Origin of the sequence: Amycolatopsis sp. cmx-11-12 (assembly GCF_046269425.1) — a bacterium.
Classification (GTDB): domain Bacteria; phylum Actinomycetota; class Actinomycetes; order Mycobacteriales; family Pseudonocardiaceae; genus Amycolatopsis.
Window position 1 is genome coordinate 1 of sequence record NZ_JADNQM010000061.1, and the last position, 22,800, is coordinate 22,800.

Below are 22,800 nucleotides of genomic sequence, written 5' to 3' on the forward strand. Positions count from 1 at the left end.
CGCGCACCGGATCCGCTGCTCAAGCTGGCGCAGACGCCACCAATACCGCGCCCAGCAAAGCCACTACCAGCGACAAACAACCCACGAACCATGACCATCACGAACTACGACTGGAGTACTAGGCGAGAGGTGCAATTTCAAGCCGATGGCCTGGGTTTCTTAGAATCCACGCTTGCTCGGTGGCTGCGGATCGATGTCGTTTGAGTGCGCGGTTGAGGAGTTCGACGGCGAGGAGCAGGGCCAGGAGAGGGCAGGCTGCGACGGTGACGATCAGGAGGAGGCTGTCGACGATGAGTAGCCAGATGGCGGCGGTGGTGTGGTCGGCTTCGAATTGGAGGGCGAAGTCTCGTCCGTGGCGGTAGGAGGCGTAGGCGGCGCCGAGTGCGACCAGGGCAGCGCAACCGCACTGCACGGCCAGAGCGGTATCGCGCCACGCCCCGGAGGAGACTGCTCCGTTCGGGTTGCTCATGGCGGTCACCGAGCCTTGCGGCGGTGCCGCTCGATCACGGCTATCGCGGAGATCTGCAGCTCACGGGGCATTTGGTTCGTGAGGTACCTGTTGGAACCGCGCCCTCGGGTGCGCGCACACCGCAAACGAGCTGTTTGCCTTGGTGCACACCGACTTGCGCGACGCCACGAGGGAGCGGATGAACCGGCAGGGCGCCGCGCTCCCGTCCGATGCCCGCACGGTCGACGTCAGCGTCCGCTACCACGCGAGGCGCATCGCCGAGGCCAACCGCACCCACGGGCTCTCCAGCTAGGAGGTCTCGAGGTCGCTGATGCGGCGGTCCAGCATTGCCGGGTCAGCGCGGAGAGGTCTATCTCGGCGATGTCGAGCCAGGTGCATCCACCGCTCTCAGCGCTGTCGGGGTGACGACGTAGCCGGTGCGACCGCACGGCGTCATGAACAGCGAAGTGACGTCGCCCGCCCCGTGACCGCTCAGTACCTTTTCCGCGGCGACCTCCATGAAACCGAACAGAATTCGGGTGCGCTGGACCCCGCGACCTCGTCGGTAAGGCACCCATGCCGACTCGGCAGCCGTTGTCCGACAGCCGGGCAGTGGCGAGCCCTACGACGCCAACGATCCCGCCTCGCAGTTGTGGATTCACCTGACCGCCTGGCATTCGATCCTCTACGCTTACGAGAAGTACGGACCCGGCAGGCTCAGCCGGGAGGAGGAGGCCCGCTACTGGGCCGACTGCGCCATCGCGGCCGAACTGCAGACTTGTGATCCCGCCGACGTGCCCCGTGACCGCGAGGGTGTACGTGAGTATTTCGAGCGGGTGCGTCCCCAGCTGGTCGGTTCCGCAGTCGCCCGGTCCACAATGGACCATCTGCTGCACGCCGAAGTGATGCTGCCGCCGATTCCCCCGGTGTACTGGCCGGCGACGCTGGTCGCGACCACCGCCCTGCGAGTCGCGACCGTCGCGTCCATGCCGCGCTGGATGCGCGAGATGGCGGGCATCCATCAGAGCCATCTGATGGACACGCTGATCGTGCCGGTCATGCGGATCTCCTTCCGCCTGAGCCGGGCCAGCCGCTGGCTCCAGCTCGGCGCACTGCACCTGCTGTCGCCCTCGACCCTGCCCGTCGTGGCGCCCGTACTGTTCGACATTCCGCCCGCGACGCCGGAGACGCTCAGCCCCGCCGAAGCCCGTGAGCGCTACGGCTACGCCAAACCCCGCCGAGGCCCACCTCGACCTGCGCGCCCGGCAACACCAGCGCGTGTTCACCGATCATCGGGAAGCCAGCGACATCGGCCTGATCGAGTCCGAGCCCATCCTGGGCACACGCACGAGATGAGCGCACTCGCTCAACTGTCAGGTCGGCGGGGTGACCGCGCGATGGAAATCCGAAATTTCGGCTCTTGCGGTGAGGCGGAACGTCGACGGATGCTCGTCTGCGGACGAACGTCCTTTCGCCTTTCCGTCCTCCGTAGCCGACCGGCACGGAACGTCTCCACCGGCCTGTCCGGGTTATGACACTGTGGAGCATCCGATGCACTCTTCCCTGCAACGACGCAGAACGATTCTCTCCACGAGAACGCGTCTCCGTTCGCTGTTCGCCCTCGTCGCCGCGACACTGCTCGCGGTGTCGGTGTCGGTGCCCGCGAACGCGGCCGTGTCCTCGGCCCCGGCCGGGACCTCTGGTGTCGAAGGCCTCTATCTGCTCAACAGCCGGTACAATCGCGACATCGGCGCCACCCGCGGTTGGCAGGTCACCTGGCAGGTGCCCGCGGTCACCAACGGCAATGACGCTCAAGGCGTGGTCGGGCAGTGGTACTACAACCTCGAGTCCGGGATCTACTACAACAACGACGTCGGCTGGGCCGTCTACTTCTACGGTGACGACAACGGTCTAGAGAACAACCCGGACTGCTCGCAGACCTGGTCGACGGGCAGCATCTGCCGCGGGTTCTCGCACCTCCCTGTCGGCAAGCAGCTGACCTTCATCTATGAGTACTGCTACTCCGGCAGCCAGATCTGCCTCTACGTCGACCTGCGCGACGGCAAAGGCCGACGCTACCTCACCTCGGACAAACGCAGCACGGTCGAGATGTACGCCCATGACATCGAGACCTTCGCCGACAGCAACCGCGTCGAACCGAAGATCCCGTGCGACAGGCCGACCAAGATGGTCAGGCAGTCCGTCAAGTTCGAAGACGGCCGATGGTACTCGCCGGTCGGGAATTGGTGGACGTTCGAAGACGAAAGCTCGCGCTACCAATACCGCAACATCAACACGTCGGCGAACCCGGCAAACTGGGAGAGCTGCTCGGAATAACCCACCGCTCGTCAACCCTGGCGGGGTAGTGCGAAGTCCGCCCCGCCAGGGTCCAGTCCTGTCCCGAGTGGACGATCAGTCGGTGAGTGCCCGCTCAAACCGAGAACCTGCGTACTGAACCGGTCAGGTCTTTGTCAAAGTGTTGACCGCGGGGCGGCGGCAATGGAAAGTCCCTAAGGAGAGAAATGTCGATCGATGGCCCTTAGGAGGCACGATGCGGCACAGGTTGGTGGCGGCTGTGGTCGCTTGAGGTGATCGGGGTGCCTGCCGTCGCTTCGGCGACCTCGACAACGACTTCGGCGTGCCATGGCTGTGCAACCACATCGGCCAGCCGTGGAAGACCCAGCAGGTCGTCCGTGAGATCGCCACGACGCTGTTCAAAGCCACCCCGGACGGCGAGCCCGGCAACGACGACCTCGGCGCGCAGTCGTCCTGGTACGTCTTGGCCGCGCTCGGCATCTACCCGACCACGCCGGGGACACCGGACCTGGTCGTGCACAGCCCGCTGTTCGAACGCGCGGTGCCGGCTCTGCCGAACGGGCGCACGATCGACATCCGCGCGCCGAAGGCGTCGGCCGACACGCAGTACGTGCACGGCCTGCGGCTGAACGGCCAGTACTGGAACCGCGCGTACCTGCCGCAGAGCACCGTGCGCGAGGGCGCACAGCTGGAGTTCACCCTCTCCGTGCAGTCTGACCGGCGTGGACCGCCATCACCGCGCCACCGTCCTATCGCGACGGTGAACGCCCGCTCCTGGCATCGGTCACCAGCCAGGTCGTCGTGGCGCCAGGCGGCACGGGCGAGGTCACGGTGAGCGCGCAGCGGCTCGGTGACTACGACCACGTCCTCGGTGTCGTCGCGAACCCGCCCACCGGGCTCACCGTGTCCGGTCCGCGGTGGCTCAAACTCGACGGCCGCACTGGTGGCGGGACCGCGAAGCTGTCGGTCGTCGCCGGCCCCGGGACCGCCGAGGGCTACCACGAGGTCCCGGTGACCGTGCGGGTCACGCCGAGAAGCAGCCTCACCGCCGCGTGCGGCAACGTCGGCGTCTCCGACGACGGCGACACCGGTGCGGCGAACTTGACGCCGCCGGAAACAGCTATTCGCGGCAGGCGCTGGCGGCCACGGGACTCGTCGGCGGCCGGACGGCGCAGGTTTCTGATACGTCGTTCGTCTGGCCTGCCGCGCCCGCCGGACAACGTAGTGCCCGCCGGGCAGGTGATCGACTTGCGGGGCAGCGCCACGACGCGGCTGCTGTTCGTCGGCGCGGCGGCCAACGGAGACCATCGCGCGACGGCCACCTTCACCGACTGCACCACCGCAACCCGCGAGATGGCGGGGCGTCGGTCTACGCGACGACACCGTTCGAAGTGCCCGCGGGCAAACCCCTCGCCTCGGTCACGCTGCCGAACAACGCGAACCTCCACGTCTTCGCGATCGGACTGGGCTGACCGCCCAGGTCACGGCGTCCGGCGATTGGTGACCCTGGGTCGCTCGTTCCCGTCTTTCGGTGGATTGTGAACGAGAGGTGATGTGGTCGATAGGATGCGTTGGTGAGTGAACATCCGACGTTGTCCGGTATGGAGGCCTTCGCCTCCATCGGGCAAGGCTTGCCGAGTCGGCACCGGCTCACGCGTGACGAGGTCGAGAAGTCCCAGCGCAATCGCATCGTGGTCGCGTTCCTCCAGGTCGCGGCCGAGAAGGGGTACGCGGCGGTCACGATCGGCGACATCGTGGAACGCGCCGGGGTGTCCCGGCAGGCGTTCTATCGGCAGTTCCCCACCAAACAAGACTGCTTCATCGGCGCCTTCCACACAGCCGCCGAACTGGCACTGGGCTCGATCACCCGGCCGCTGAGCGAACTCCCCCACACCGACTGGCGGGCTGGTATCGCGGCCACGATGGACAGGTATCTGCGAGCCATGGCTGCCGCGCCGAAGGTGACCTGGACGATGCAGATCGAGTGCCTGGCCGCGGGCCCCGAGGTGGCCGCGTTGTACCACCAGGCGATCGGCCAGATCGCCGAGTTGTACCGCATCACCTACAACCGGGTGGTGCGCCGAGAGGACCCGGGCAGACCCGCGTTGCCGGGCGAGAGCTTCGACATCCTGGTCGGCGGCATGTCGGACCGCATTCGCCACTGCCTCTACACCAAGGGTGCCAAAGCCATCCCTGATCTGATCCCGGGCTTCGTCGCGACCATCATGGCGCTCTTCGGCGAGAAGCCCGACCCCACTGAAGAGTTCTGAACGGCACCGTTCTATGCCGACGACCGGCACTCCGTGTGGAAACTTCGTCTCCGTTCTGCCGATGGGCCATTCATAGTTCGATTACGGCTCGAACCGTGCACTGAGCTGCCACCCTCGCTTCGCCTTGGGCACGGTCTGTGTCGGCAACGAATCAAGATACTGTAGCTCTGGAGAAACCGGTGCGGCATTTCAGAGCTTGCGCACCACCGAGGCATTCTGCCTCGGTCCTGGCTGCGCTGAGCCGTCGGAACGATGCAATGCCTTCGGGCACTGGAAAGTCCGTGCAACGGGACGCCCGACTCGGCCGGGACGACGGAGTCGGCCAAGCCGAGCACGATGATCGGCAGGCCACGCACGTCCGGCTGCCCTAGGCTGATCCAGGCCATGTCCAGGCGATGCCGAGAACCCCGGAATCCCGGCCATGGGCGACCACATGCACCGCGTGGTGGCTGTTCAACGTCAGGTCGGTCAACCGGTGGTAGTCCTCGTTCAGGTCCGCCCGGACGTAGGCGTAGCAGTCGGCCGGCAGCATGGACGGCTGGAACCGCACCTCGAGCACGTGGTTCGCCTGAGCGTGACGGAACGCATGCGCGACCTCGGTCCCGGCCGGCATGGTGCGATCGATGAATTCCCGCGCGTACAACCACGTCTCGCCCGCACGCAAGGCTTGATCGAACAGCCACTCCACCACCAGTACGCGTCCCTCAGGATGACGGTGAACCCGGCCGACCCGGCAGTTGCGCACCGCTTGTACGTCCACCTGCTCGATGTCACACCCGGCGTCCCCGAAGTACGCGACCACATGACGGTCCACCTGATCCCGGCGGGCCCGCACCAGGCATGTGGACCGATTGCGGGACGGCCGCCGTTGCGCGTCCACGGTCACGCTGTGTTCCTCGCTGAGAAGCTCAAGATTCCAGTCACGGGAGCCGGACAGCCGGCCGAGAAGCTCACCGACCGGACCGGTGCGATCGTCGATGCCCTGCCGGGAAGCAGGCAGCACCCGGCCCGCGGCGACATCGAGATGCTTGAGCAACGCCCCTCGTGGTATCTCGAGAATCTCTTCGAGCACCTCAACGGCGCGCAACGAAGAGGCTCGACCCGGCCGGGTGCGCCCATGTTGCCAATCGCTCAGGCTGGACAATGCGATCCGGATGCCGCGCTCGGCCAACCGGGCACACAACCTGTCCAAGGTCAGGCCACGTTCTTGGATGGCGGCCCGCAAGACGGCGTGGAACGGCCCGGTCCGCTGAAGAGTCCCCAGTCCGATTCGGAGATCGGCCGGGTAGCTACGCGACACCATGCCAGCCTCCGCGATTCATATACCCCAGGGCGAAGAAGCCCGATGCTACCCAGCACGGGTCACTGCGTCCAGAGTGGACCGTGAGCATCCATCACTCGATTTTCGGGACGACACACCGGCAAACGCGAAGACTATTGCAGGTTTGCCGGCTTGAAGTCGCTTCGAAGTCGGCGCGGTAGCCTTCCGAAATTTTGACTCTTGCCGCGTCTGGAATCGCCGGGGATGCTCAGACGGATTCACCGGCCGCCGGTCACCAAACCCTGGCTCGCCGGACGACCACTGGAGTGACAACGTTGTTATCGGCCATAGGAGAACGCATCTAGTGTCCCCTCGGCCTGTTTCCGCCGCTGGAGGACGGTTTTGAGGCTGCCGGCCGGTCGCGGCAAGACCGTGTCCTCGGGCGGCGGTACCGGGGATGGTGACGGTTTGCTTGGCCAGAGCGGTCTTGATCGCCTCGGCCAGTTGCTCGCCCATGCGGGGCGGGTGGGCCCTGGCGATGGCGGTCAGCTTGCGGCGCCCGGCCTTGGCGGTCGCTGCCGGGCCGCCGCAACGCGAGAGAGTCTCCAGCACTGCCGAGTGGCCGACCTTGGGGCGGAGGGCGTATTCGAGGGCAGGGTGAACGCCGGTGAGCAGACCGCGGATCCGGTTGCGGATCCGGGTGGACTTGCCGGCCAGGCTCGGCCGGCGCCCACATCGACCGGGCGCACGGTGAAAGCGTCGGTCATCGGTGACCGATGAACGCGGTGACTGCCTCGACGACCGCGCCGGGTTGCTCGTCGGGGATGAAGTGCCCGGCATCGGGGATGACGACTCCGCGTGTGTCGGCCGCCCAGGGACTCAGGGAAACGGCCATGTCCGGGATCGAGCCGTGCGAACTGGAGATTCCCAGGATCGGAACGGTCAAGGTGCCTCGGCTGAGTGCGTCGTGGTTCTTGCGTCCCGATTCCATCACGGAGCGGTCGAAGTGGTCCGGGATGCTCTCTTGGGCGATGTGGGCGGCGAGGACACCGAGGTTGTGCTGGTTGTTGCGGTGGAGACGGCGAAAGGCTTCGTCGACGGTGATACGGCAGCGTGCCGCGAGGAGGCCTTTGGCTTGTCCGATCACGGCGGCGACGCTCGTGATGCCCGCCCGTAGTGCCCGCGGTGTGAAGCGGGCCGGCGCGGCAGGCCGCGCCGTCACGGCCTGATCGAGGCGAAGTCGGCCCTCCTCAAGCAGGCGGTCGGATAGTCGACCTGGCTGTACCTGTCGAGGATGGTGATTCCCGCCTGCCGGACGGGCAACAGGGCGACGACATGCGTGGTCGCCTGAAAGCGACGGCTCTCCGTAACCACTCATGCAGGACTACGCCCACCGGCTCGCTTCGTAGCCGAGAAGGTTGATGAGAGCGTCTTGGTGTCAGCTCACATTCCGATTGAGGAGCATGGTCAGGAAATCCCCGTTGGGTGAAAGGTCCAAGACGTCGATCCGGTACCCCTCGATGACTGTGGGCCGCGGAGCGACGGCGTCCATCATGAATGTCCCCCTTGTGTTCTCCGGCGGCTTCACGTAGGACATCGTCACGATCGCGCGTCCCGCCTGGGCACACTGGCCATCTCGTGGGCATCGCTCGTCCCGCACCGATTCGTAGGCGAGGCGAAAGCCTTCACCCTCGATCGTGACCCAACTTCCGAGGCGAAGCGTGAACCGATCACCCAAGCCAGGAGAACCACACGAGGAGATCAAGGCCACGATCACGACCCCGAACAGAATTAGCCGCATGGCAAGGCTGGCGGACTGTGTTCGTCTCATGCCCGGAAGACGTTGCGGTCGCCCTCCGAAGTTGCATCGGCGAGATAGGATTTCCTGTGCCCTCACCGGATGATCGTCAATCGGGCGGTGCCGGCCATCCTGCAGGCGGGTTGCGATGTCCGAACGGCCCAAGCTCCGGCCGTCGACACCGGTAATGCGTTACCTGCCGCGTGTGAGCTCATCAAACCCGGGCGAGTCCATTGCTTGGGTCTGACGTGCTCGGATACCACGGTGGTGGAAGAGTAGGTGCCGGTGTGATCGCACGGGTGCGGTGGGGTGGATCTGGGCATGGAGCGAATCGTCGTTCATGGTCGGCCCCGATCGGGCGGACACATCGAACGCCCGATCGGGGCACTATGGTTGCCGCTCACTCTCGTCGAGTGGTCGTGTTGTTCGCCTGAGTGGTATCGAGGGCATTCCTGGTTGGCCGCTGGTCGCCATGGCGCTTCCTGTCGCGTGATCAGCGCGCCAACTATTTCTTGGCGTGAGGGCGGAGGTGTCAGCCGCCTTCACCGCATTGGCGACTGCGGCCTCGTGTCGAGTGTCGGTCGGCCCGCAGAGGAGTCCGATCGATCTCTATTGCCGTCGATGAAGGACCAGCCCTCGACGCATACGTCACCCACTCCGTGCGCTGAGAACCACTCGGTCCACTGATAGGCAGGTTGTTCCTGGGATGGGCTGTACTTGACCAGGCAGGCCCCCAGAGGTGGAAGTAGCCCCAATGTGGGCCGTCGGACATGTACGACCGGAAGGCGGCGCGCACGCTGTAGTAGCCCCCACTCCTGCTGTCCACTTCCATGCAGACTTCGCGGTTGAAGTATCTCTCAGTCGCAATGCTCTGCGGAGAGGCCGATGCCGGGGGAGCGATGGCGATCAGTGATAATGATCCCCCTAATGTTGCTAATGCTACTCGAAGGTATCGCATTGTTCACTCTCCTTGGGGGTGGAATGCTTCAATTGCCCTATGATGGCCGGTGTGGCTGGATGGGGAGGAGCGGGAATGCTGTCCAGCAAGCTGCCGATGGTTGACACCCCGTGGTTCACGGTTGGCCTGATTTCGTAAATTCTATCGATTGCTCACTTCCCTTTAGATTCACTGGAACTTGATCAAGCTTCTCGGCGAGTTGGGCGCATTATTTCTAATGCGGGTCGGGAGCTTTGCCTTGGCTGACGGGCTTCCCGTGTACTCCATACTGCAGTGTTGTGCAGCCAAGAGCCGTACGTCTGTTGATGCCGATTTTGTCGGCATTGATGCGGTCTTTTCATCCGGCCAGCCCCACCGTCGTCGCGGTGGTGAACCGTATCGATCGGATGGCGCCGGACTTTTATGGTCTATCCATGAGAAAATCCACCTTGGCCCTCACGCTTTCCAGTTGCCTCGTCGGCTTGGTCGCGATGGCAGGTGTTCCCGCACACGCTGGCGCTGCGGGGAGAGGCGAACTGCTTTCAGCCGTCCCCATCACGACCCTGACACCTGTACGAGTGACGGATCTGCTCGCGGGGCACGCCATCGATACCGCGTCGGTGCGCTACGGCGTCGACGCCTACCGGCTCGAGTACCGAACCCGCGGCCCGGACGGACGGCCGATCATCGCCAGTGGTGCTGTGGCCCTGCCTCGCGGTGGTCGGGATCGCTACGGGACGGTCGTTTTCCAGCACGGAACGATCGCTGCCAAGGCGGAGGCCGGTTCGGTGAACTCGGACAGCAACAGACTCGCACCGATCACCTTCGCGGCGGCCGGTTACGTCACTGTCGCACCCGACTACTTGGGGCTGGGCACCGGCCAGGGAGAACACCCTTACCTCGATCTGCCAACCGAAACCAGTGCGTCGGTAGACATGCTCCATGCAGCGGACACCTTTACTCGCCGGTTGAGCCGGCCTATGGACCGCAGAGTTTTCATCAGCGGGTTCTCGCAGGGCGGCCCGGCCGCGTTAGCACTTGGCCGTGCTTTGCAGGCCGGTGCGGATCCACGCTTCTCGGTACGGGCGATCGCCGGTGTCAGCGGCGTCTATGACCTGTTCGGCACGCAGTTCCCCGGTGCGTTGAACGGAACGATCGTGCCCAAGCTCGCCACGATCTCGACTGCCTACTACATGGTCGCCATGAACCGTTTGTACGACATCTACGGAGAGCCTTCTCGCGCGTTCCGGGCGCCCTATGACGAGGTCATGGAAGCTCTCTTCGATGGCAGGCACTCAGGCCAGGACATCGCCGCCAAGCTGCCGGACGCACCGACGGAGTTGCTCACCGACTGGGCTGTCGAGCAGTTGCGGCGGCCCGCCGGTCCCATGCTGCGGGCAGCGCGAGCCAGCGACGGGGCGTGTGCCGGTTGGCGGCCCCATGTCCCTGTCCGGCTGTTCGCCGGCACGGGTGGCGACGAACTGGTCCCCATCGGGAATTCCCTCCAGTGCCAGGAGGCTTTTCGAAGCCGCGGCGTCAGAGCGCCCATAGTTGATCTCGGCGAGGTGGACCACAACACGTCCGCGAAACGTGCTTATCCGCTGGTGCTTGAGTTCTTTGCCAGCCACGAGTGAGTAACGGCCGACCACTGGCCACCGGCACCGGCAGGAGGGCGACCATGACAGGTTCCGACCCTTGAATGCCGGGTCAAGGTCGAGCCTCGATCGCGCGTAGGCATCGTTCCGCCTGTTGCCGGAGCGCGCCTTCGAGTTCCGGCGGTCCGCTGACCAAGGTGAAATCGGTCTGCACCGACGTGATCATCCACACCAGGTCGGCTGTCGTCGGAGCGCCGAGGTGCAGGAGACAGCGGTACTCGTCGACGGCCTCGACGGCGCCCATCCCCGGCCACACCCGGTCGGCCACCGCGGCGGCCGATTCGTGCAGTTCGACCGTCGCCTGGTACGGCCAGGTGCGCGCGGAAAGCTGCTGCGCCAGATAGGCCGCGACGTCGTCGAACGGGGGCTCGCGGGGCGTGAACCGGGCGCCGGCGGGTGGCCGCGGGGTGAGGCGATCGACACGGAAGGTGCGCCAGTCGTCGCGGTCGACGTCGAAGGCGACGAGGTACCAGTGTCTGCCGAAGTTGACCAGGCGGTGGGGCTCGGCGTGCCGCCGGGAGGCGCCGCCGCGCGGGCTGAGGTAGTCGAAGCGCAGGCGTTCGTGGCGGCGGCACGCGTTCGCGATGGTCATCAGTGTGTCCGCCGAGATCTTCGGGCCGGGCGCCACCCCGGCGCGCACGGTCGCGGTCTGGAGTGTGTTCACCCGACGCCGGAGCCGCGACGGCAGCACCTGCTCCAGCTTGGTGAGCGCGCGCAACGCGGTCTCCTCGATGCCGGTGACCGAACTGCCGGTGGCGGTGCGCAGTCCGACGGCCACCGCGACGGCTTCGTCGTCGTCGAGCAGAAGCGGTGGCAGGGACGCGCCCGCACCGAGCCGGTAGCCGGGCGTGCCTTGGAGCGCGTGCACCGGGTAGCCGAGTTCCCGCAGGCGCTCGACGTCCCGTCGCACGGTCCGCGTGGTGACGCCGAGGCGTTCGGCCAGGTCGGTACCCGGCCAGTCGCGGTGGGTCTGCAGCAGCGACAGGAGCTTCAGCAGTCGTGCGGAGGTTTCCAGCATGGTTTCATTCTGCCGTCCGGTTAGGACCGAAGTCGTCCTAACCGGTTTCTAACGTGGTTCTCATGACACAGGACATCCACCCTTTCTCGATCGACATCCCGCAGGCCGACCTCGACGACCTCGCCACGCGCCTGGCCGCCACTCGCTGGCCGAGCGAACTGCCGGACGTCGGCTGGAGCCGGGGTGTGCCCGCCGGTTACCTCGCCGGACTCGCCGAGTACTGGCGCACCGGTTTCGACTGGCGGGCGCAGGAGGCCGCGCTCAACGCGCACCCGCAGTTCGTCACCACCATCGACGGTCAGCGCCTGCACTTCCTCCACGTGCGCTCGCCGGAGCGGGACGCCACGCCGCTGATCCTGCTGCACGGGTGGCCGGGCGGGGTGACCGACTTCCTCGATGTGATCGGGCCCCTTTCGGACCCGCGGGCGCACGGGGGAGACCCGGCCGACGCCTTTCACCTGGTGATCCCGTCCTTGCCTGGGTTCGGGTTCTCCACGCCGCTGGCCGGCCCGGGGATGAGCGCCGCGAAGATGGCAGGCCTGTTCACCCGGCTGATGGCCGCGCTCGGCTACGAGCGGTACGGCGTGCACGGCTACGACACGGGTTCGTGGGTCGCGCCGGAGATCGGCAAGCAGGATCCGGGACACGTGCTCGGTGTGCACCTCAACGCGATGATCACGTTCCCGATCGGCGCCGAGGGCGAACTGGACGACCTCCCCGAGGCCGACCAGCGCCGCTGGGAGTCGATGCAGAACTTCAACGACGGCTACCTGCAGTGCAACTCCAAGCGTCCGCAGACGGTGGCCTACGCCCTGCACGACTCGCCCGCCGGTCAGCTCGCGTGGATCGTGGAGAAGTTCAAGGAACTGACCATGCCCGAAGACGCGCTGCCCGAGGAATGCGTGGATCGCGACCGCATGCTCGCCACGATCTCGTTGTACTGGTTCACCGGTACCGCCGGTTCGGCCGCCCAGATCTACTACGAGGAGATTTCGGCGAACGACTGGAGCGGCGGCGAATCCGGTGACTGGGGCGCCGCGGTCGCGCCGACCGTGCCCACCGGTGTGCTCGTGTCCGCGCACGACGTGACAGTCCGTCGTTGGGCCGAGCGCGACCACCACGTCGTGCACTGGACCGAACTCGGCCACGGCGGGCACTTCCTCGCCATGGAGGCGCCCGCCGCGCTGGTCGACGACGTCCGCGTGTTCTTCCGGAAGGTGCGCTGAGATGGGCGCCCGCGGGACCGCGGTGCTGAGCCCGCGGGCGCTCAACCGCGCCCTTCTCGGCAGGCAACTTCTTCTCGGCCGTGTCGATCTCGGAGTGGCCGAGGCGACCGAACACCTCTTCGGACTGAATGCGCAGGATGCGGATCTCGCGTACTTCGCGCTCTGGAACCGGCTCGAACGATTCGCCGTCCAGGACCTCACCGTAGCCATCGAGCGCGGTGTCCTTGTTCGGTCCACGATGATGCGGGCCACCCAGCACCTGATGTCGGCGGCCGACTTCCGGCTGGTCCGGCCGGTGCTGGCGCCGCTGTTGCGGCGGGTGCAACGCAACGCCTTCGGCGGCCGCACCACCGGCGTCGACCTCGGCGAACTGGTCGCCGACGCGGCCGAGCTGCTCGACGGCAACGGCATCCTCACCCGGCCCGAGCTGGGGCGGGCGCTCGCGCGGACCCGGCCGGGTGCCGACGCGCAGGCGCTCGGCTGGACCGTGCAGTACCTGCTCGCGCTGGTGCACCCCGCCCCGAGCGGAACGTGGGGCAAACGCGGCGCGACCCCGTTCGCCGTCTTTCCCGGTGTACCCGAAGCCGCTACCGCCGACGACGTGCGCGAGCTGATCCGGCGTTACCTCGCCGCGTTCGGTCCGGCCACCGTCGCCGACGCCCGGACCTGGTCGGGGGTGAGCGGACTGCGTGAGATCTTCGAGCAGCTGCGGCCGGAACTGCGCACATACACCGACGAAGCGGGGCGCGAGCTGTTCGACCTGCCGGACCAAGAGATCCCTCCGCTGGATCTGCCCGCGCCCGTCCGGCTCCTCGCGGAGTTCGACGCGACCCTGCTCGCCCACGCCGACCGCACGCGCGTGATGACCGAGCCGATCCGGCGTCAGGTCTGCCAGGGCGCGGCGGTCGCGGCCACCGTGCTCGTCGACGGCACGGTGGCGGCGACCTGGACAAAGGACCGCACAGGTGTGCTCACGGTCGTGCCGCTGCGCTCGATCTCCGCCGCTGACCGAGCGGCCATCGAAGCCGAAGCGCTGCGGCTACTGGAGTTCGCCGCTCCCGGCGCCGTTCACGACGTCCGGTTCAGCGGATAGTCCACAGATGACCGAAGGTGTCCCCCAACACCGATTGGATTTCCTTGACAGACTGGACCGCACTAGGAGCGGCCGCTCCCGAGGTATGCGTGCCTGTCGGCGTGGACGCTTGTCGGCGCCCACCCGAGGCTCTTCGTCAGAGCAGATCGTGGATCTGGATCGGGAGATCACGGACACGACGCCCGGTGGCGTGGAAAACTGCGTTGGCGATGGCGGGTGCGACCCCGTTGGCCCCGATCTCCCCGATGCCCTTGGCCCCCAGTGCGCTCGTGCGGCGATCGTCGTCCTCGATGAAGGACACGTCGATGTCCCCGATGTCCGCGTTGACCGGTACGACGTAGCCCGCAAGGTTCTTGGACAGGAACCTTCCCCGTTCGTTTTCGAGAACCGATCGCTCGAGCAGCGCGTGGCCGTAGCCCCAGATGATCCCACCGGTGAGCTGACTGCGCGCGGCCAGCGGGTTGATGATCCGTCCGGCACCGTATACGCCCACACAGCGGTTCAGCCGCACGAAGCCCAGTTCCGCGTCCACCCGAACCTCGACGAACACGGCACCGTAAACGTGGGTCGAAAAGTCACGTGATGCACCTGTCGCCGACGCCGTCGGCTCCGGAGCCCAGGCTCCTTCCGCGGTGAGTTCGGTGATTCCGGCCTGCCGGAGCCCTTCGAAACCGCCCGCCGCCTCGAGCTTCTCGCGGAGCTCCGAAGCCGCGATGTGCACAGCCGACCCGATGCCCATCGTCGACATCGACCCGAATCCACCGACATGGGCCGGCAACGTGCTGTCCCCGTGGTGGACCCGGATGTCCTCCGGTACGAGATCCAGCACCTCGGCGGCGACTGCCTGGACCATGGCAGGCAGCCCGGTCCCGATCTCCTCCAGACCGGTCTCCACCACGATCCGGCCGTTGGCATCGGCACGGATCCGCGCCGATGCGGGCCCGCGGTGGACCTCCATCGCACAGGCTGACATGCCCCATCCGATGAGGTCGTTCCCCTCCCGGAGAGAAGCGATCGGTGGCCGGGGTGACCATCCGAACCGGCGTGCTCCCTCACGGATGCACGCCTCGAGCGTGCGAGAAGAGAAGGGCTTGCCGGTCATGGGGTCGGCGGACGGCTCATTGCGCAACCGCAACTCGACCGGGTCCAGGTCGAGCCGGTGAGCGAGCTCGTCCATCGCGGACTCGACGGCGAACATCCCCACGGCCTCGTTGGGGGAGCGCATGGGTGTCGGCGCAGGCCGGTCGACCTGCTGGACGCGGGCGTGAAGAGCGATCGCGGGACTGGCGTAAAGCGCTACAGCGGCCTGTGTCATGTTCTCGACGTGGTAGTCCACCGCCCGGCTGGTCGCGTGCGAGCCGATGTGTTCCAGCGCGGTCAACCGGCCCTCGCTTGTCGAGCCGAGGCGGACTCGCTGCCACGTCGCCGGTTGGTGACCGCACAGTGTGTACATCTCCGCCCGGGTGAGCACCAGACGGACCGGGCGGTCGCATGCCTTCGCCGCCGCGACGGCCAGGGGAATATGCGGCCAGACGTAGGCCTTGGACCCGAAGCCACCACCGACGTAGCGTGAGTCGACGCGGACGTCTTCCGGTGGCATGCCGAAGAGTCCTGCCAGGGTCTGTTGTGTCAAGGCGATGCCTTGGGTCGTGGTGTGGACGACGAGTTGTCCGCCCTCCCACCAGGCCACGGTCCCGTGAGGCTCGATGGGGTTGGCGTGCCGGTCCGACGTCGTGTAGACCTCGTCGATAACCGCGTCGGCCCGCGCGATGCCGGCCTCGACGTCTCCGGTGGCGACGTCCGCGTCCGCGCGCAGCATGGAAGGCCCTGCCGCCGGGATGGCCTCCGCTTCCCAGAAGGAAATCGGCCGCTCGACGGAATCATAATGAACGCGGACAAGGCTTGCCGCGTACCTGGCCTGGTGCCAGGTACCGGCCAGGACGACGGCGATCGGCTGTCCCTCGTAGTGAACGATCGGACCCTGCATCGGTAGTACGGTGTGCCCCAGCGGAGGCGAAGGCAGGGGGTTCAGCCGCGGAAGGTCTTCGTAGCCGAGGACCCGGTGGACGCCTGGTGCGGTTTCCGCGACCGAGGTGTCTAGGCCGGCCAGCCGTCCACGGGCGACCGTCGACAGTACGAGTGCCGCCACTAGCGCTTCCTGATGGGGCTTGTCGGCCACGTACAGCGCCGATCCGGTGAGCTTCGCCGGTCCGTCGGGACGGAGTACGCCCTTTTCTGTGGTTCTCATGCTTCCGCTCCTGCCGTCTGCAGCGCCCGAACCGCCGTCCGCTGTGCGAGTTCGACCTTGAATCGGTTGTCCTGCAACGGCCTCGCGTCGGCGAACGATTCGGCGATCGCGGCCCGCAACCCTGCGGTGTCGTCGAGGTGCAGCCCGCGCAGTGCCGATTCGGCACTCCGCAGACGCCACGGGCGAGGTGCGACTCCGCCGATCGCGATGCTGACATCCCTGATGATGGCGCCGTCGGTGACGACGACCGCAGCGGCCGAGACCACAGCGAATTCGTACGATGCCCGTTCTCGGACCTTCACGTAGTGTGATCTCTGGCGACGGGGCGCGACCGGCACCTCCACCGCCACGATCAACTCGTCAGGCCGCAGTTCGGTGTGATATTCCGGCTGGTCGGCCGGTAACCGGTGGAAGTCGGTGACCGGAATCCGGCGAGTGCCCTGCTCGCTGCGGGCCACGACCGACGCGTCGAGTGCGGCCAACGCGACCGCCAGGTCCGAAGGGTGGGTGGCCACACAGCGGTCGCTGCCGCCGAAGATGACATGGGAGGTGGTCGTCCCGCCCTCCAAAGCGGCGCATCCGGACTCCGGGACCACTTTGTTGCACGGCAGCGTGACATCCGCGCGGAAGTAGGGGCACCGGGTGCGCTGCATCAGGTTCCCCCCGATGGTCGCCATGTTCCGAAGTTGCGCCGAAGCGGAACGCAGCAGTGATTGCGCGATGGCCGGATAGTCACGGTTGACGACGGGATCCGACTGGACGTCGCTCATCGTCGCGAGCGCGCCGAGGCGCAGCCCTTCCTCCCCGGTCTCGATGCCGTCCAGCCACAGATCTGTGATGTCGACGATCAACCGAGGGGATTCGATTCCTTCCTTCAACCAATTCACGAGTTCTGTTCCGCCGGCGATCAACTGAGTGCCGGGAATGCGCAGGCGTGCGAGAGCGTCGTCGACGGATGAGGCGCGTACATACTCGAAGGGTTTCATCGGCTTTCGGCCTCCATCGCGGAAGCGGCACCGGAGACGGCATCGACGATCTGGACATACGCGGCACAACGGCAGATGTTGCCGCTCATCCACTCCTTGATCTCGTCTGCCGAGGAAGTATGGCCTTCTCTGATACATCCCACGGCCGACATCACCTGACCTGGAGTGCAAAAGCCGCACTGGAAGGCGTCCTTCTTGAGGAACATCTGCTGCACCGGATGAAGGGCACCGTCGGCACCGGCAAGGCCCTCGATCGTGGTGACCTCTCGTCCGTCCGCGGCCAGGGCCAGCATCGTGCACGACAGCACGCGGCGACCGTCGACAAGAACGGTGCAGGCACCACATTCTCCACGGTCGCAACCTCTCTTGGTGCCGGTCAGGCCTAGTTGGTCGCGGAGCGCGTCGACCAGAGTCGACCTGGTGTCCACTGTGGCGGTCGCAGGGGTGCCATTGACGACCACCGACAGAGGCTGTTCATGGATACCGGTCATATGCTTTGCTCCTTGTGGTGGGATGGGCGCGTACAAGGGGGGTCCGGGAATGATCGAGCGTCTGCCTCCAGCCAGAGCCGATGTTTCTCACAGGAAGCCGATTTCCCGACGTCGACGACATGGAAACGGTGCGTGGCAGGCCGTCGAGTCGCTATGAGACACCGGGTAGACCGGAGAGGTGGATCGCCTGCTGCCCTCTATAGACGGCGGCGCCGGCAATGAGAGCTTCATGTTCGACCGATGTGTTTCACTGGCGACTTTCCACGCGAACGAGTTGCTGAATCCGTCAGAGTTGCTCGCTCGAGATATCAGCGTCTTGACAAGGCAGGCTACTCTCTATTTACTTCGATCTTGGCCGGGCAAGATGCGAATGCGCAACGATCACATGATGCGCCTTTTCTTGTGATCGATGCCGCTTTGGGTATACCGCCAAGGATGCTGGCCCCAGGCGTGAGCTGGCCGGCCGAGGCGGCCGAGGTGCGATCGTGTCGCAGCCTCAAAGGCAGGGCAACGAGCATTGCCACATATTCGTTCGCCGCAGCCGACTCCGGCTGTGCAATCGGCTTCGCGGCCGGCGACCATCGGCTACGAGTCGGTGCGCGATCGTGTCCCGCGCTGGACCGCGACGTGCGCCAGCCAGGCCAGCCGAGCGTGAAGCCGGGCGCGGCCTGAGTGTTGGCGCCCGGCAAGATCGTGAACGTGACCAGCACCGCAGTGGGTGGTGCCCAGTGGCGCAGTACCGTGACCGGTGCGAACGGCAGGGCGGCACCCACCGCGACGGCGGGGACGACCCAGCCGCGGTGCTTGACGGTCTCGAAGGCGGCGAACACGACGCAAAGGCCGGCCAGGGCGAGCCAACCAGGGCGGAGGCGTGCGAAGTCAGTCACGGTGTACTCCGACGGTAATAGGAAGTGGCGAGGAAATGGGCACGTGGTCCGCGCCGACGTGAACTAGCGGCTATACGGATACTTTCGCGCTCCGGACGGCGGTGCACCTTCGCGCGACGAGGTGTTTGATATTCCGACCGTCACCAGTCGTGCGACAAGGTGTGAGAAGAGGGTGGCTGATCCGCTGTCATGTGTCCGACGTGAGTACTGATATCTAATTGTATATCGCGATTGATGGCACAACGTGTACGAGCGGAACAAATCTACGGCACGGGCCACGTGGCGGCGTGAGCTAAACTCTCCCGAGGCTTGCCCTGACATGTACTACAGTCATAGATTCGTTGCCCAGGGTAACGGGACATTGGAGTCATCCATGGCGAGACCGGGCAAGCCTCGAGTCGCTTTACTGCTTTCCGTAGCGGCTGCGGTGTTGGGGGGCTTAGTTCTTCCAGGCGCCGCGAACGCGTCATCAGGAACTGAGCCGCTGATGAAGGAAGACAGTCAAAGCTGCCACTTGGATGTTCCGAATCTAGGTGAGATCGCCTACGCCCAAGGCTTCACCATCACGATCGATGCTCCGACCGAGGCGGTCGCAGGGGTGCCGACCGAGCGCATCTCGTACAGGGGAACGGGTAGTACTTCACTCGACTTGTCCGAGGGGATGCCGCTGCGCGCTGCGCTCGTTTCGGCCGGTGCCGCATCGCTGGACATCGACGTGACGATCGGCGTGGCATACTACGGCGCGAGCCTACCGGACCCCGCCACTTCGCCTCACTGGTCGACGACAGGGATTCCGCTCTCCGGTGATGTGGTAACGACTACCTCCGGCGCAGGTACTCTTCCTCCGATGTCGTTCGCCGATGCGGGTAGCCGCACCGGCCTGATGTATGCGTCTTCGTTCGGCGTCACCATCACTCCCCGCAAAGCGGACGGTACGACCACTGCCTACGGCACCTTGACCGGACTGTGCCAGACGCGACCTTGGTTCCAAGAGTGGAGCCGCGTCGAAGTCCTGCCCTCGGCGCACCACAAGGATTTCAGCACGCGAGCAGTCACACACCTGGCGAACGCCACCAACGATACGGATCTCGGTGACGGAACCCTCGCGATGGTGGGAGACCGTGCGACCAGCACGTTCACCGCCGCCTTGGCTCTCGACACTACCCGGTCTGTTTCATTCCGGTTCTTAAACTTGATCCCGGCCAGTGCTGTCCTCAGGCTGACCTCATCTGGTCACGTTACGGGGGCCACGCGTGGGACGGATATCTCGGCCACGGTGCCGCTCGCGCTCAACTTGACTCGACTCTCGGTTTTCGGTGTACCGACGCTGCGGGCCAGCAAGGCTTGCCGGAGTGTGGCCTCAGCGGATCTCACCGGGCGTGGGTTCTCGCTCGAACATGGCGGGGTTTTGAGCGGAACCTACCGAGTGCCGCCTTTCCAGGGTTGTGATCTTGCATCCGGCAACGCCAATCTGCTCCTGAGCGCGGACGGTAACACCATGTCCCTTACTCTCATCTCTTGATGCTGTTCATGAGATCGCCTGGCCCCTGGAAAGCGTGGTCGACCTAGTGTCGGCGCACGGGTGAGTCCACTGCGAATCCGCGCCGAAGTTGGCTCCGCCGACCAAGTTTGCCGCTGCCGTTCCTCCTCTCAGACAGCACAGATCGGTGCTGTTCCCGGCAACGAGGTCGACGCCCGCGTGCTCGCCCCGAAGTGGGAATGAGCGGCGGGAGGTCTTTCTGGCGATGATTGTGGAACCTCGCGACACCGGTTTTGGTCCCGCTCTTCAACATCGACGTCAACGGCCTGATGCCTCGGCAGAAAAGCCTGATGGTGACCCCGGTGGCCTGGCGCTGGCCGTCACGGCCGCAGTTCAGGCTTTCAGCTTCTTTAGCCCGATCCACTGCAGTGCGGCGAATCCGGCGACTACGTTTGGATGAACCATGAGGGCCGGAGTGTCCGACGTGGACAATGGCGAGTTCGCCGCTCGAGCCGGACTAGCGGCAACTCGTGCGATCAAGGTGTGTCACGCGGAGTCCTTGCGCCAGTTCACCGCGAACGCGCGAGACGGGTTTTCGATGAAGATCATCGATGCTACGTCGTGCCCTAGTTCGCGCTCGATTCGAGGTCGAAGGCTTCTGAGCAGGAAAGGCATGCCTGGCCCGTCGGCGCTGGACCTGGCCGTCGGCGTGGTCGTGTCGCCGCCGAGCAGGACGCGCTCGGCGTGACCTGCGTCGATGAGGGCGCCGAGGCTGCTCAGTAAAAGCCAGTCGGTGCCGTGATGCGCACGAGACGGTCCATCGAATGCCAGGAAAGCTCCGGCTTCGGCGACTTGTCGGTGGATTCGTGTGTCCGGGAATCGGTGCAAATGCCCGAGAATCACCCTGTGCGCGGGGACTCGATGCGTATCGCACAGCAGGTCGAGTACGTCCAGCGCGGCCGTTCCGCCCTCAAGATGGACGCCGATGGGCGCGTCGGTGGCGTGGTGAGCCTCGGCGGCAGCCGCGATGACATGTCGGGCGTGGTCGTCGACGTGATGGAAGGCGCCCGCGACTTTGACCATGCCCGCTCTCGTCCTGGCTCCGGTCAACTCGTGGATGAAGAGGCCTGCCAACTGATCGTAGACGCGGCGCAGTTCGCCTTGGTCATAGTGCTTCGCCTGGTGCATTCCCGTGGCCGAGACGATGTGAACACAGGTTCGCTGCGACAGCCTGCGCAGATCTTCGGGGCGTGCGCCCATACCCCATGGCGTCCATTGCACGACCGCGTTCCCGCCTGCTTCGGTGAAGGCGTTCAACTCGGCAAGAGCGGCCGCGGCATCGTCCAGTTTCTTGCCGGGCAACATCGGGGTCCGGATGAACAGGTGATCGTGGGAGTCGCAGACGCCGAACTCCTCGGGCGTGACGTCTCCGAGTACGGTCCGGATCGTCGCGGTCAACGCACGTTGTCCGGCTCTGCTTCGGCGAGGGCGGCGGCAGCGATGCGTAGCCCGGCCGACGCCTTGGGTACTCCGATGTACGGAGCCAGGTGCACGAACACCTCGGTGACTTCTCTGCGGGTCATGCCTACTCGCAGGGAAGACCTGACGTGGCCGGCCAATTGCGGATCAGTGCCGCCGAGGGTCGTCAGGGCCGCGAGGTTCACGAGTTGCCGGTCACGCAGGGACAGTCCTTCCCGGAGGTAGGTTCCGTCAAATAGCGCGGTGACGATCCAGTCGGCATAGCCCGGGGCGAGTTCCTCGAGACTCGGCAGGGTTGCCTGCTGGGTTGCGGTGTCCTGCAAGAGATCCAGCAGGCGGTAACCCTCATCGCGATCCAAGCGTGCTGGTATCAACTGGTTTGACAGGGGTTGGTTCGTCGCCATGGCCATCCTCGTCATCCAATTTATGTAACGCTTCAGGCGTTACCTCTACGCTGGCACACGTGTAACGCTAGAGGCGTTACCATGTTCGTATGGTGAAGGAGGATGCGCTTGCCTTCCGGTTCGACTGCGGCAGCGTGTGGTTGAATCTGCTCGCTACGAAGGGGCGAACATTCAGCGCGAATCCGGTGGAAAGACTGGCCAGCCCCCGGCTGCTTGCCGAGTGGCTGAAGTGCTGCGAACTGTCCCCGGTTCGGTCACCGGATCAGAATGATCTGCTCAAGGCTTGGGAGCTGCGGGAGATGTTGCGCACTCTTGCTCTGGCACCGTCGACGGGCAGCCGCCACCGTCGGACATTGCCGGGGGCTTGGTCGCGTTCCTATCTGAGCATGACGATCAGATCCGCCTGTTTGCGGACGACCGACTGCGACGCGAATGTCCCGCAACTACCGGTGACGCCCTTGCCCGTATCGCCCGCCAGGCCGTGGACCACCTGACAGGCGCCGACCGGCTCGCTCTGAAAAGCTGCCCGGAGCACGATTGCCGGGGTGTCTTCGTCGACCCGCCGGGCCGCCGGCGCTGGTGTCCTTCCGCCGCGTGCGCAAGCCGAGGCAGGGTTCGTGCTCTCCGCGCCCGCCGTGGTGCGGCAATGCCAGACGATCCCTGACCGCGCCAGGGGCCGACGTCAAGTTTCCAGTGGGTCACGATTCAGCGGCTTGGTTCAAATGAGGAAGTCATCCTCGTTGGAGCGCACGCCCGGGTATGGCGCACATTGCCAGCAAAATGCGCGTCTCGTACGGAAGATA

General features: G+C 65.6%; 22 protein-coding genes and 2 pseudogenes. 11 read left to right on the plus strand and 13 right to left on the minus strand.

Annotation, left to right across the window (positions count from 1 at the left end; genetic code table 11):
• Positions 1-178 precede the first annotated feature (178 nt).
• Positions 179-469: pseudogene (locus ACLARN_RS42045) on the minus strand (hypothetical protein); the annotation flags it as partial.
• Positions 470-608: 139 nt separating this feature from the next.
• Between ACLARN_RS42045 and ACLARN_RS42050 the strand changes: the two are divergent.
• The 4 genes from ACLARN_RS42050 to ACLARN_RS42065 all read left to right on the plus strand — a co-directional run bounded on the left by ACLARN_RS42050 (position 609) and on the right by ACLARN_RS42065 (position 3,599).
• On the plus strand, positions 609-761 hold the full coding sequence (locus ACLARN_RS42050; RefSeq protein WP_409497074.1) for a hypothetical protein: 153 nt from the start codon (positions 609-611) through the stop codon (positions 759-761).
• A gap of 337 nt (positions 762-1,098) precedes the next feature.
• Entirely contained in the window at positions 1,099-1,983 is an 885-nt protein-coding gene (locus tag ACLARN_RS42055) for an oxygenase MpaB family protein (protein ID WP_409497075.1), read from the plus strand.
• 16 nt (positions 1,984-1,999) lie between these two features.
• The gene (locus ACLARN_RS42060; protein ID WP_409497076.1) at positions 2,000-2,785 is read left to right on the plus strand and encodes a hypothetical protein; all 786 of its coding nucleotides are present in this window, start codon (positions 2,000-2,002) and stop codon (positions 2,783-2,785) included.
• 301 nt (positions 2,786-3,086) lie between these two features.
• Positions 3,087-3,599, plus strand: coding sequence for a glycoside hydrolase domain-containing protein (locus tag ACLARN_RS42065; RefSeq protein WP_409497077.1), 513 nt, complete (start codon positions 3,087-3,089; stop codon positions 3,597-3,599).
• A gap of 160 nt (positions 3,600-3,759) precedes the next feature.
• On the opposite strand, the gene ACLARN_RS42070 is transcribed toward ACLARN_RS42065, so the two are convergent.
• Positions 3,760-4,092, minus strand: coding sequence for a hypothetical protein (locus tag ACLARN_RS42070; RefSeq protein WP_409497078.1), 333 nt, complete (start codon positions 4,090-4,092; stop codon positions 3,760-3,762).
• Between the two features lie 246 nt (positions 4,093-4,338).
• Between ACLARN_RS42070 and ACLARN_RS42075 the strand changes: the two genes are divergently transcribed.
• Positions 4,339-5,034 carry a TetR/AcrR family transcriptional regulator gene (locus ACLARN_RS42075; protein ID WP_409497079.1) on the plus strand — a complete coding sequence of 232 codons (696 nt, stop codon included), beginning with the start codon at positions 4,339-4,341 and terminating at the stop codon, positions 5,032-5,034.
• 367 nt (positions 5,035-5,401) lie between these two features.
• On the opposite strand, the gene ACLARN_RS42080 is transcribed toward ACLARN_RS42075, so the two are convergent.
• From ACLARN_RS42080 to ACLARN_RS42095, 4 genes and pseudogenes are all read right to left on the minus strand, one after another.
• Positions 5,402-6,205: a hypothetical protein gene (locus ACLARN_RS42080; protein ID WP_409497080.1), complete on the minus strand. Its 804-nt coding sequence runs from the start codon at positions 6,203-6,205 to the stop codon at positions 5,402-5,404.
• A 446-nt stretch (positions 6,206-6,651) separates the two neighbouring features.
• Positions 6,652-7,012: pseudogene (locus ACLARN_RS42085) on the minus strand (IS110 family transposase); the annotation flags it as partial.
• Between the two features lie 46 nt (positions 7,013-7,058).
• A complete protein-coding gene (locus tag ACLARN_RS42090) occupies positions 7,059-7,442 on the minus strand; it encodes an ANTAR domain-containing protein (protein WP_409497104.1) in 384 nt (127 codons plus the stop codon).
• Between the two features lie 291 nt (positions 7,443-7,733).
• Entirely contained in the window at positions 7,734-8,072 is a 339-nt protein-coding gene (locus tag ACLARN_RS42095; RefSeq protein ID WP_409497081.1) for a hypothetical protein, read from the minus strand.
• A 1,284-nt stretch (positions 8,073-9,356) separates the two neighbouring features.
• Between ACLARN_RS42095 and ACLARN_RS42100 the strand changes: the two genes are divergently transcribed.
• The gene (locus ACLARN_RS42100; RefSeq protein WP_409497082.1) at positions 9,357-10,664 is read left to right on the plus strand and encodes an alpha/beta hydrolase family protein; all 1,308 of its coding nucleotides are present in this window, start codon (positions 9,357-9,359) and stop codon (positions 10,662-10,664) included.
• A gap of 73 nt (positions 10,665-10,737) precedes the next feature.
• Here ACLARN_RS42100 and ACLARN_RS42105 read toward each other — a convergent pair whose 3' ends face one another.
• Positions 10,738-11,703 (minus strand): helix-turn-helix transcriptional regulator, encoded by a 966-nt coding sequence (locus ACLARN_RS42105; protein WP_409497083.1) that lies wholly within the window; start codon positions 11,701-11,703, stop codon positions 10,738-10,740.
• A 62-nt stretch (positions 11,704-11,765) separates the two neighbouring features.
• Between ACLARN_RS42105 and ACLARN_RS42110 the strand changes: the two genes are divergently transcribed.
• The gene (locus ACLARN_RS42110; protein WP_409497084.1) at positions 11,766-12,929 is read left to right on the plus strand and encodes an epoxide hydrolase family protein; all 1,164 of its coding nucleotides are present in this window, start codon (positions 11,766-11,768) and stop codon (positions 12,927-12,929) included.
• Position 12,930: 1 nt separating this feature from the next.
• Complete coding sequence (locus tag ACLARN_RS42115; protein WP_409497085.1) at positions 12,931-14,022, plus strand: winged helix DNA-binding domain-containing protein; 1,092 nt, start codon at positions 12,931-12,933, stop codon at positions 14,020-14,022.
• A gap of 136 nt (positions 14,023-14,158) precedes the next feature.
• Here the strand turns inward: ACLARN_RS42115 and ACLARN_RS42120 are convergent, their stop codons facing one another.
• The 4 genes from ACLARN_RS42120 to ACLARN_RS42135 all read right to left on the minus strand — a co-directional run bounded on the left by ACLARN_RS42120 (position 14,159) and on the right by ACLARN_RS42135 (position 18,634).
• Positions 14,159-16,270 carry a xanthine dehydrogenase family protein molybdopterin-binding subunit gene (locus tag ACLARN_RS42120; protein ID WP_409497086.1) on the minus strand — a complete coding sequence of 704 codons (2,112 nt, stop codon included), beginning with the start codon at positions 16,268-16,270 and terminating at the stop codon, positions 14,159-14,161.
• Entirely contained in the window at positions 16,267-17,256 is a 990-nt protein-coding gene (locus ACLARN_RS42125; protein WP_409497087.1) for an FAD binding domain-containing protein, read from the minus strand. Before ACLARN_RS42125 ends, ACLARN_RS42120 begins: the two co-directional genes overlap by 4 nt.
• Positions 17,253-17,747 carry a (2Fe-2S)-binding protein gene (locus tag ACLARN_RS42130; RefSeq protein WP_409497088.1) on the minus strand — a complete coding sequence of 165 codons (495 nt, stop codon included), beginning with the start codon at positions 17,745-17,747 and terminating at the stop codon, positions 17,253-17,255. The genes ACLARN_RS42125 and ACLARN_RS42130 overlap by 4 nt, the downstream gene beginning before the upstream one ends.
• A gap of 329 nt (positions 17,748-18,076) precedes the next feature.
• A complete protein-coding gene (locus ACLARN_RS42135) occupies positions 18,077-18,634 on the minus strand; it encodes a hypothetical protein (protein WP_409497089.1) in 558 nt (185 codons plus the stop codon).
• A 487-nt stretch (positions 18,635-19,121) separates the two neighbouring features.
• On the opposite strand from ACLARN_RS42135, the gene ACLARN_RS42140 reads away from it, so the two are divergent.
• Positions 19,122-20,156: a hypothetical protein gene (locus ACLARN_RS42140; RefSeq protein WP_409497090.1), complete on the plus strand. Its 1,035-nt coding sequence runs from the start codon at positions 19,122-19,124 to the stop codon at positions 20,154-20,156.
• 504 nt (positions 20,157-20,660) lie between these two features.
• On the opposite strand, the gene ACLARN_RS42145 is transcribed toward ACLARN_RS42140, so the two are convergent.
• A complete protein-coding gene (locus ACLARN_RS42145; protein ID WP_409497091.1) occupies positions 20,661-21,572 on the minus strand; it encodes a phosphotriesterase in 912 nt (303 codons plus the stop codon).
• Positions 21,569-21,997 carry a carboxymuconolactone decarboxylase family protein gene (locus ACLARN_RS42150; RefSeq protein ID WP_409497092.1) on the minus strand — a complete coding sequence of 143 codons (429 nt, stop codon included), beginning with the start codon at positions 21,995-21,997 and terminating at the stop codon, positions 21,569-21,571. Before ACLARN_RS42150 ends, ACLARN_RS42145 begins: the two co-directional genes overlap by 4 nt.
• 89 nt (positions 21,998-22,086) lie before the next feature.
• Here ACLARN_RS42150 and ACLARN_RS42155 point away from each other — a divergent pair, with 89 nt between their 5' ends.
• Both ACLARN_RS42155 and ACLARN_RS42160 read left to right on the plus strand, forming a co-directional pair.
• Entirely contained in the window at positions 22,087-22,491 is a 405-nt protein-coding gene (locus tag ACLARN_RS42155; RefSeq protein ID WP_409497093.1) for an ABATE domain-containing protein, read from the plus strand.
• The gene (locus tag ACLARN_RS42160; protein ID WP_409497094.1) at positions 22,479-22,661 is read left to right on the plus strand and encodes a CGNR zinc finger domain-containing protein; all 183 of its coding nucleotides are present in this window, start codon (positions 22,479-22,481) and stop codon (positions 22,659-22,661) included. The genes ACLARN_RS42155 and ACLARN_RS42160 overlap by 13 nt, the downstream gene beginning before the upstream one ends.
• Positions 22,662-22,800: the final 139 nt, after the last annotated feature.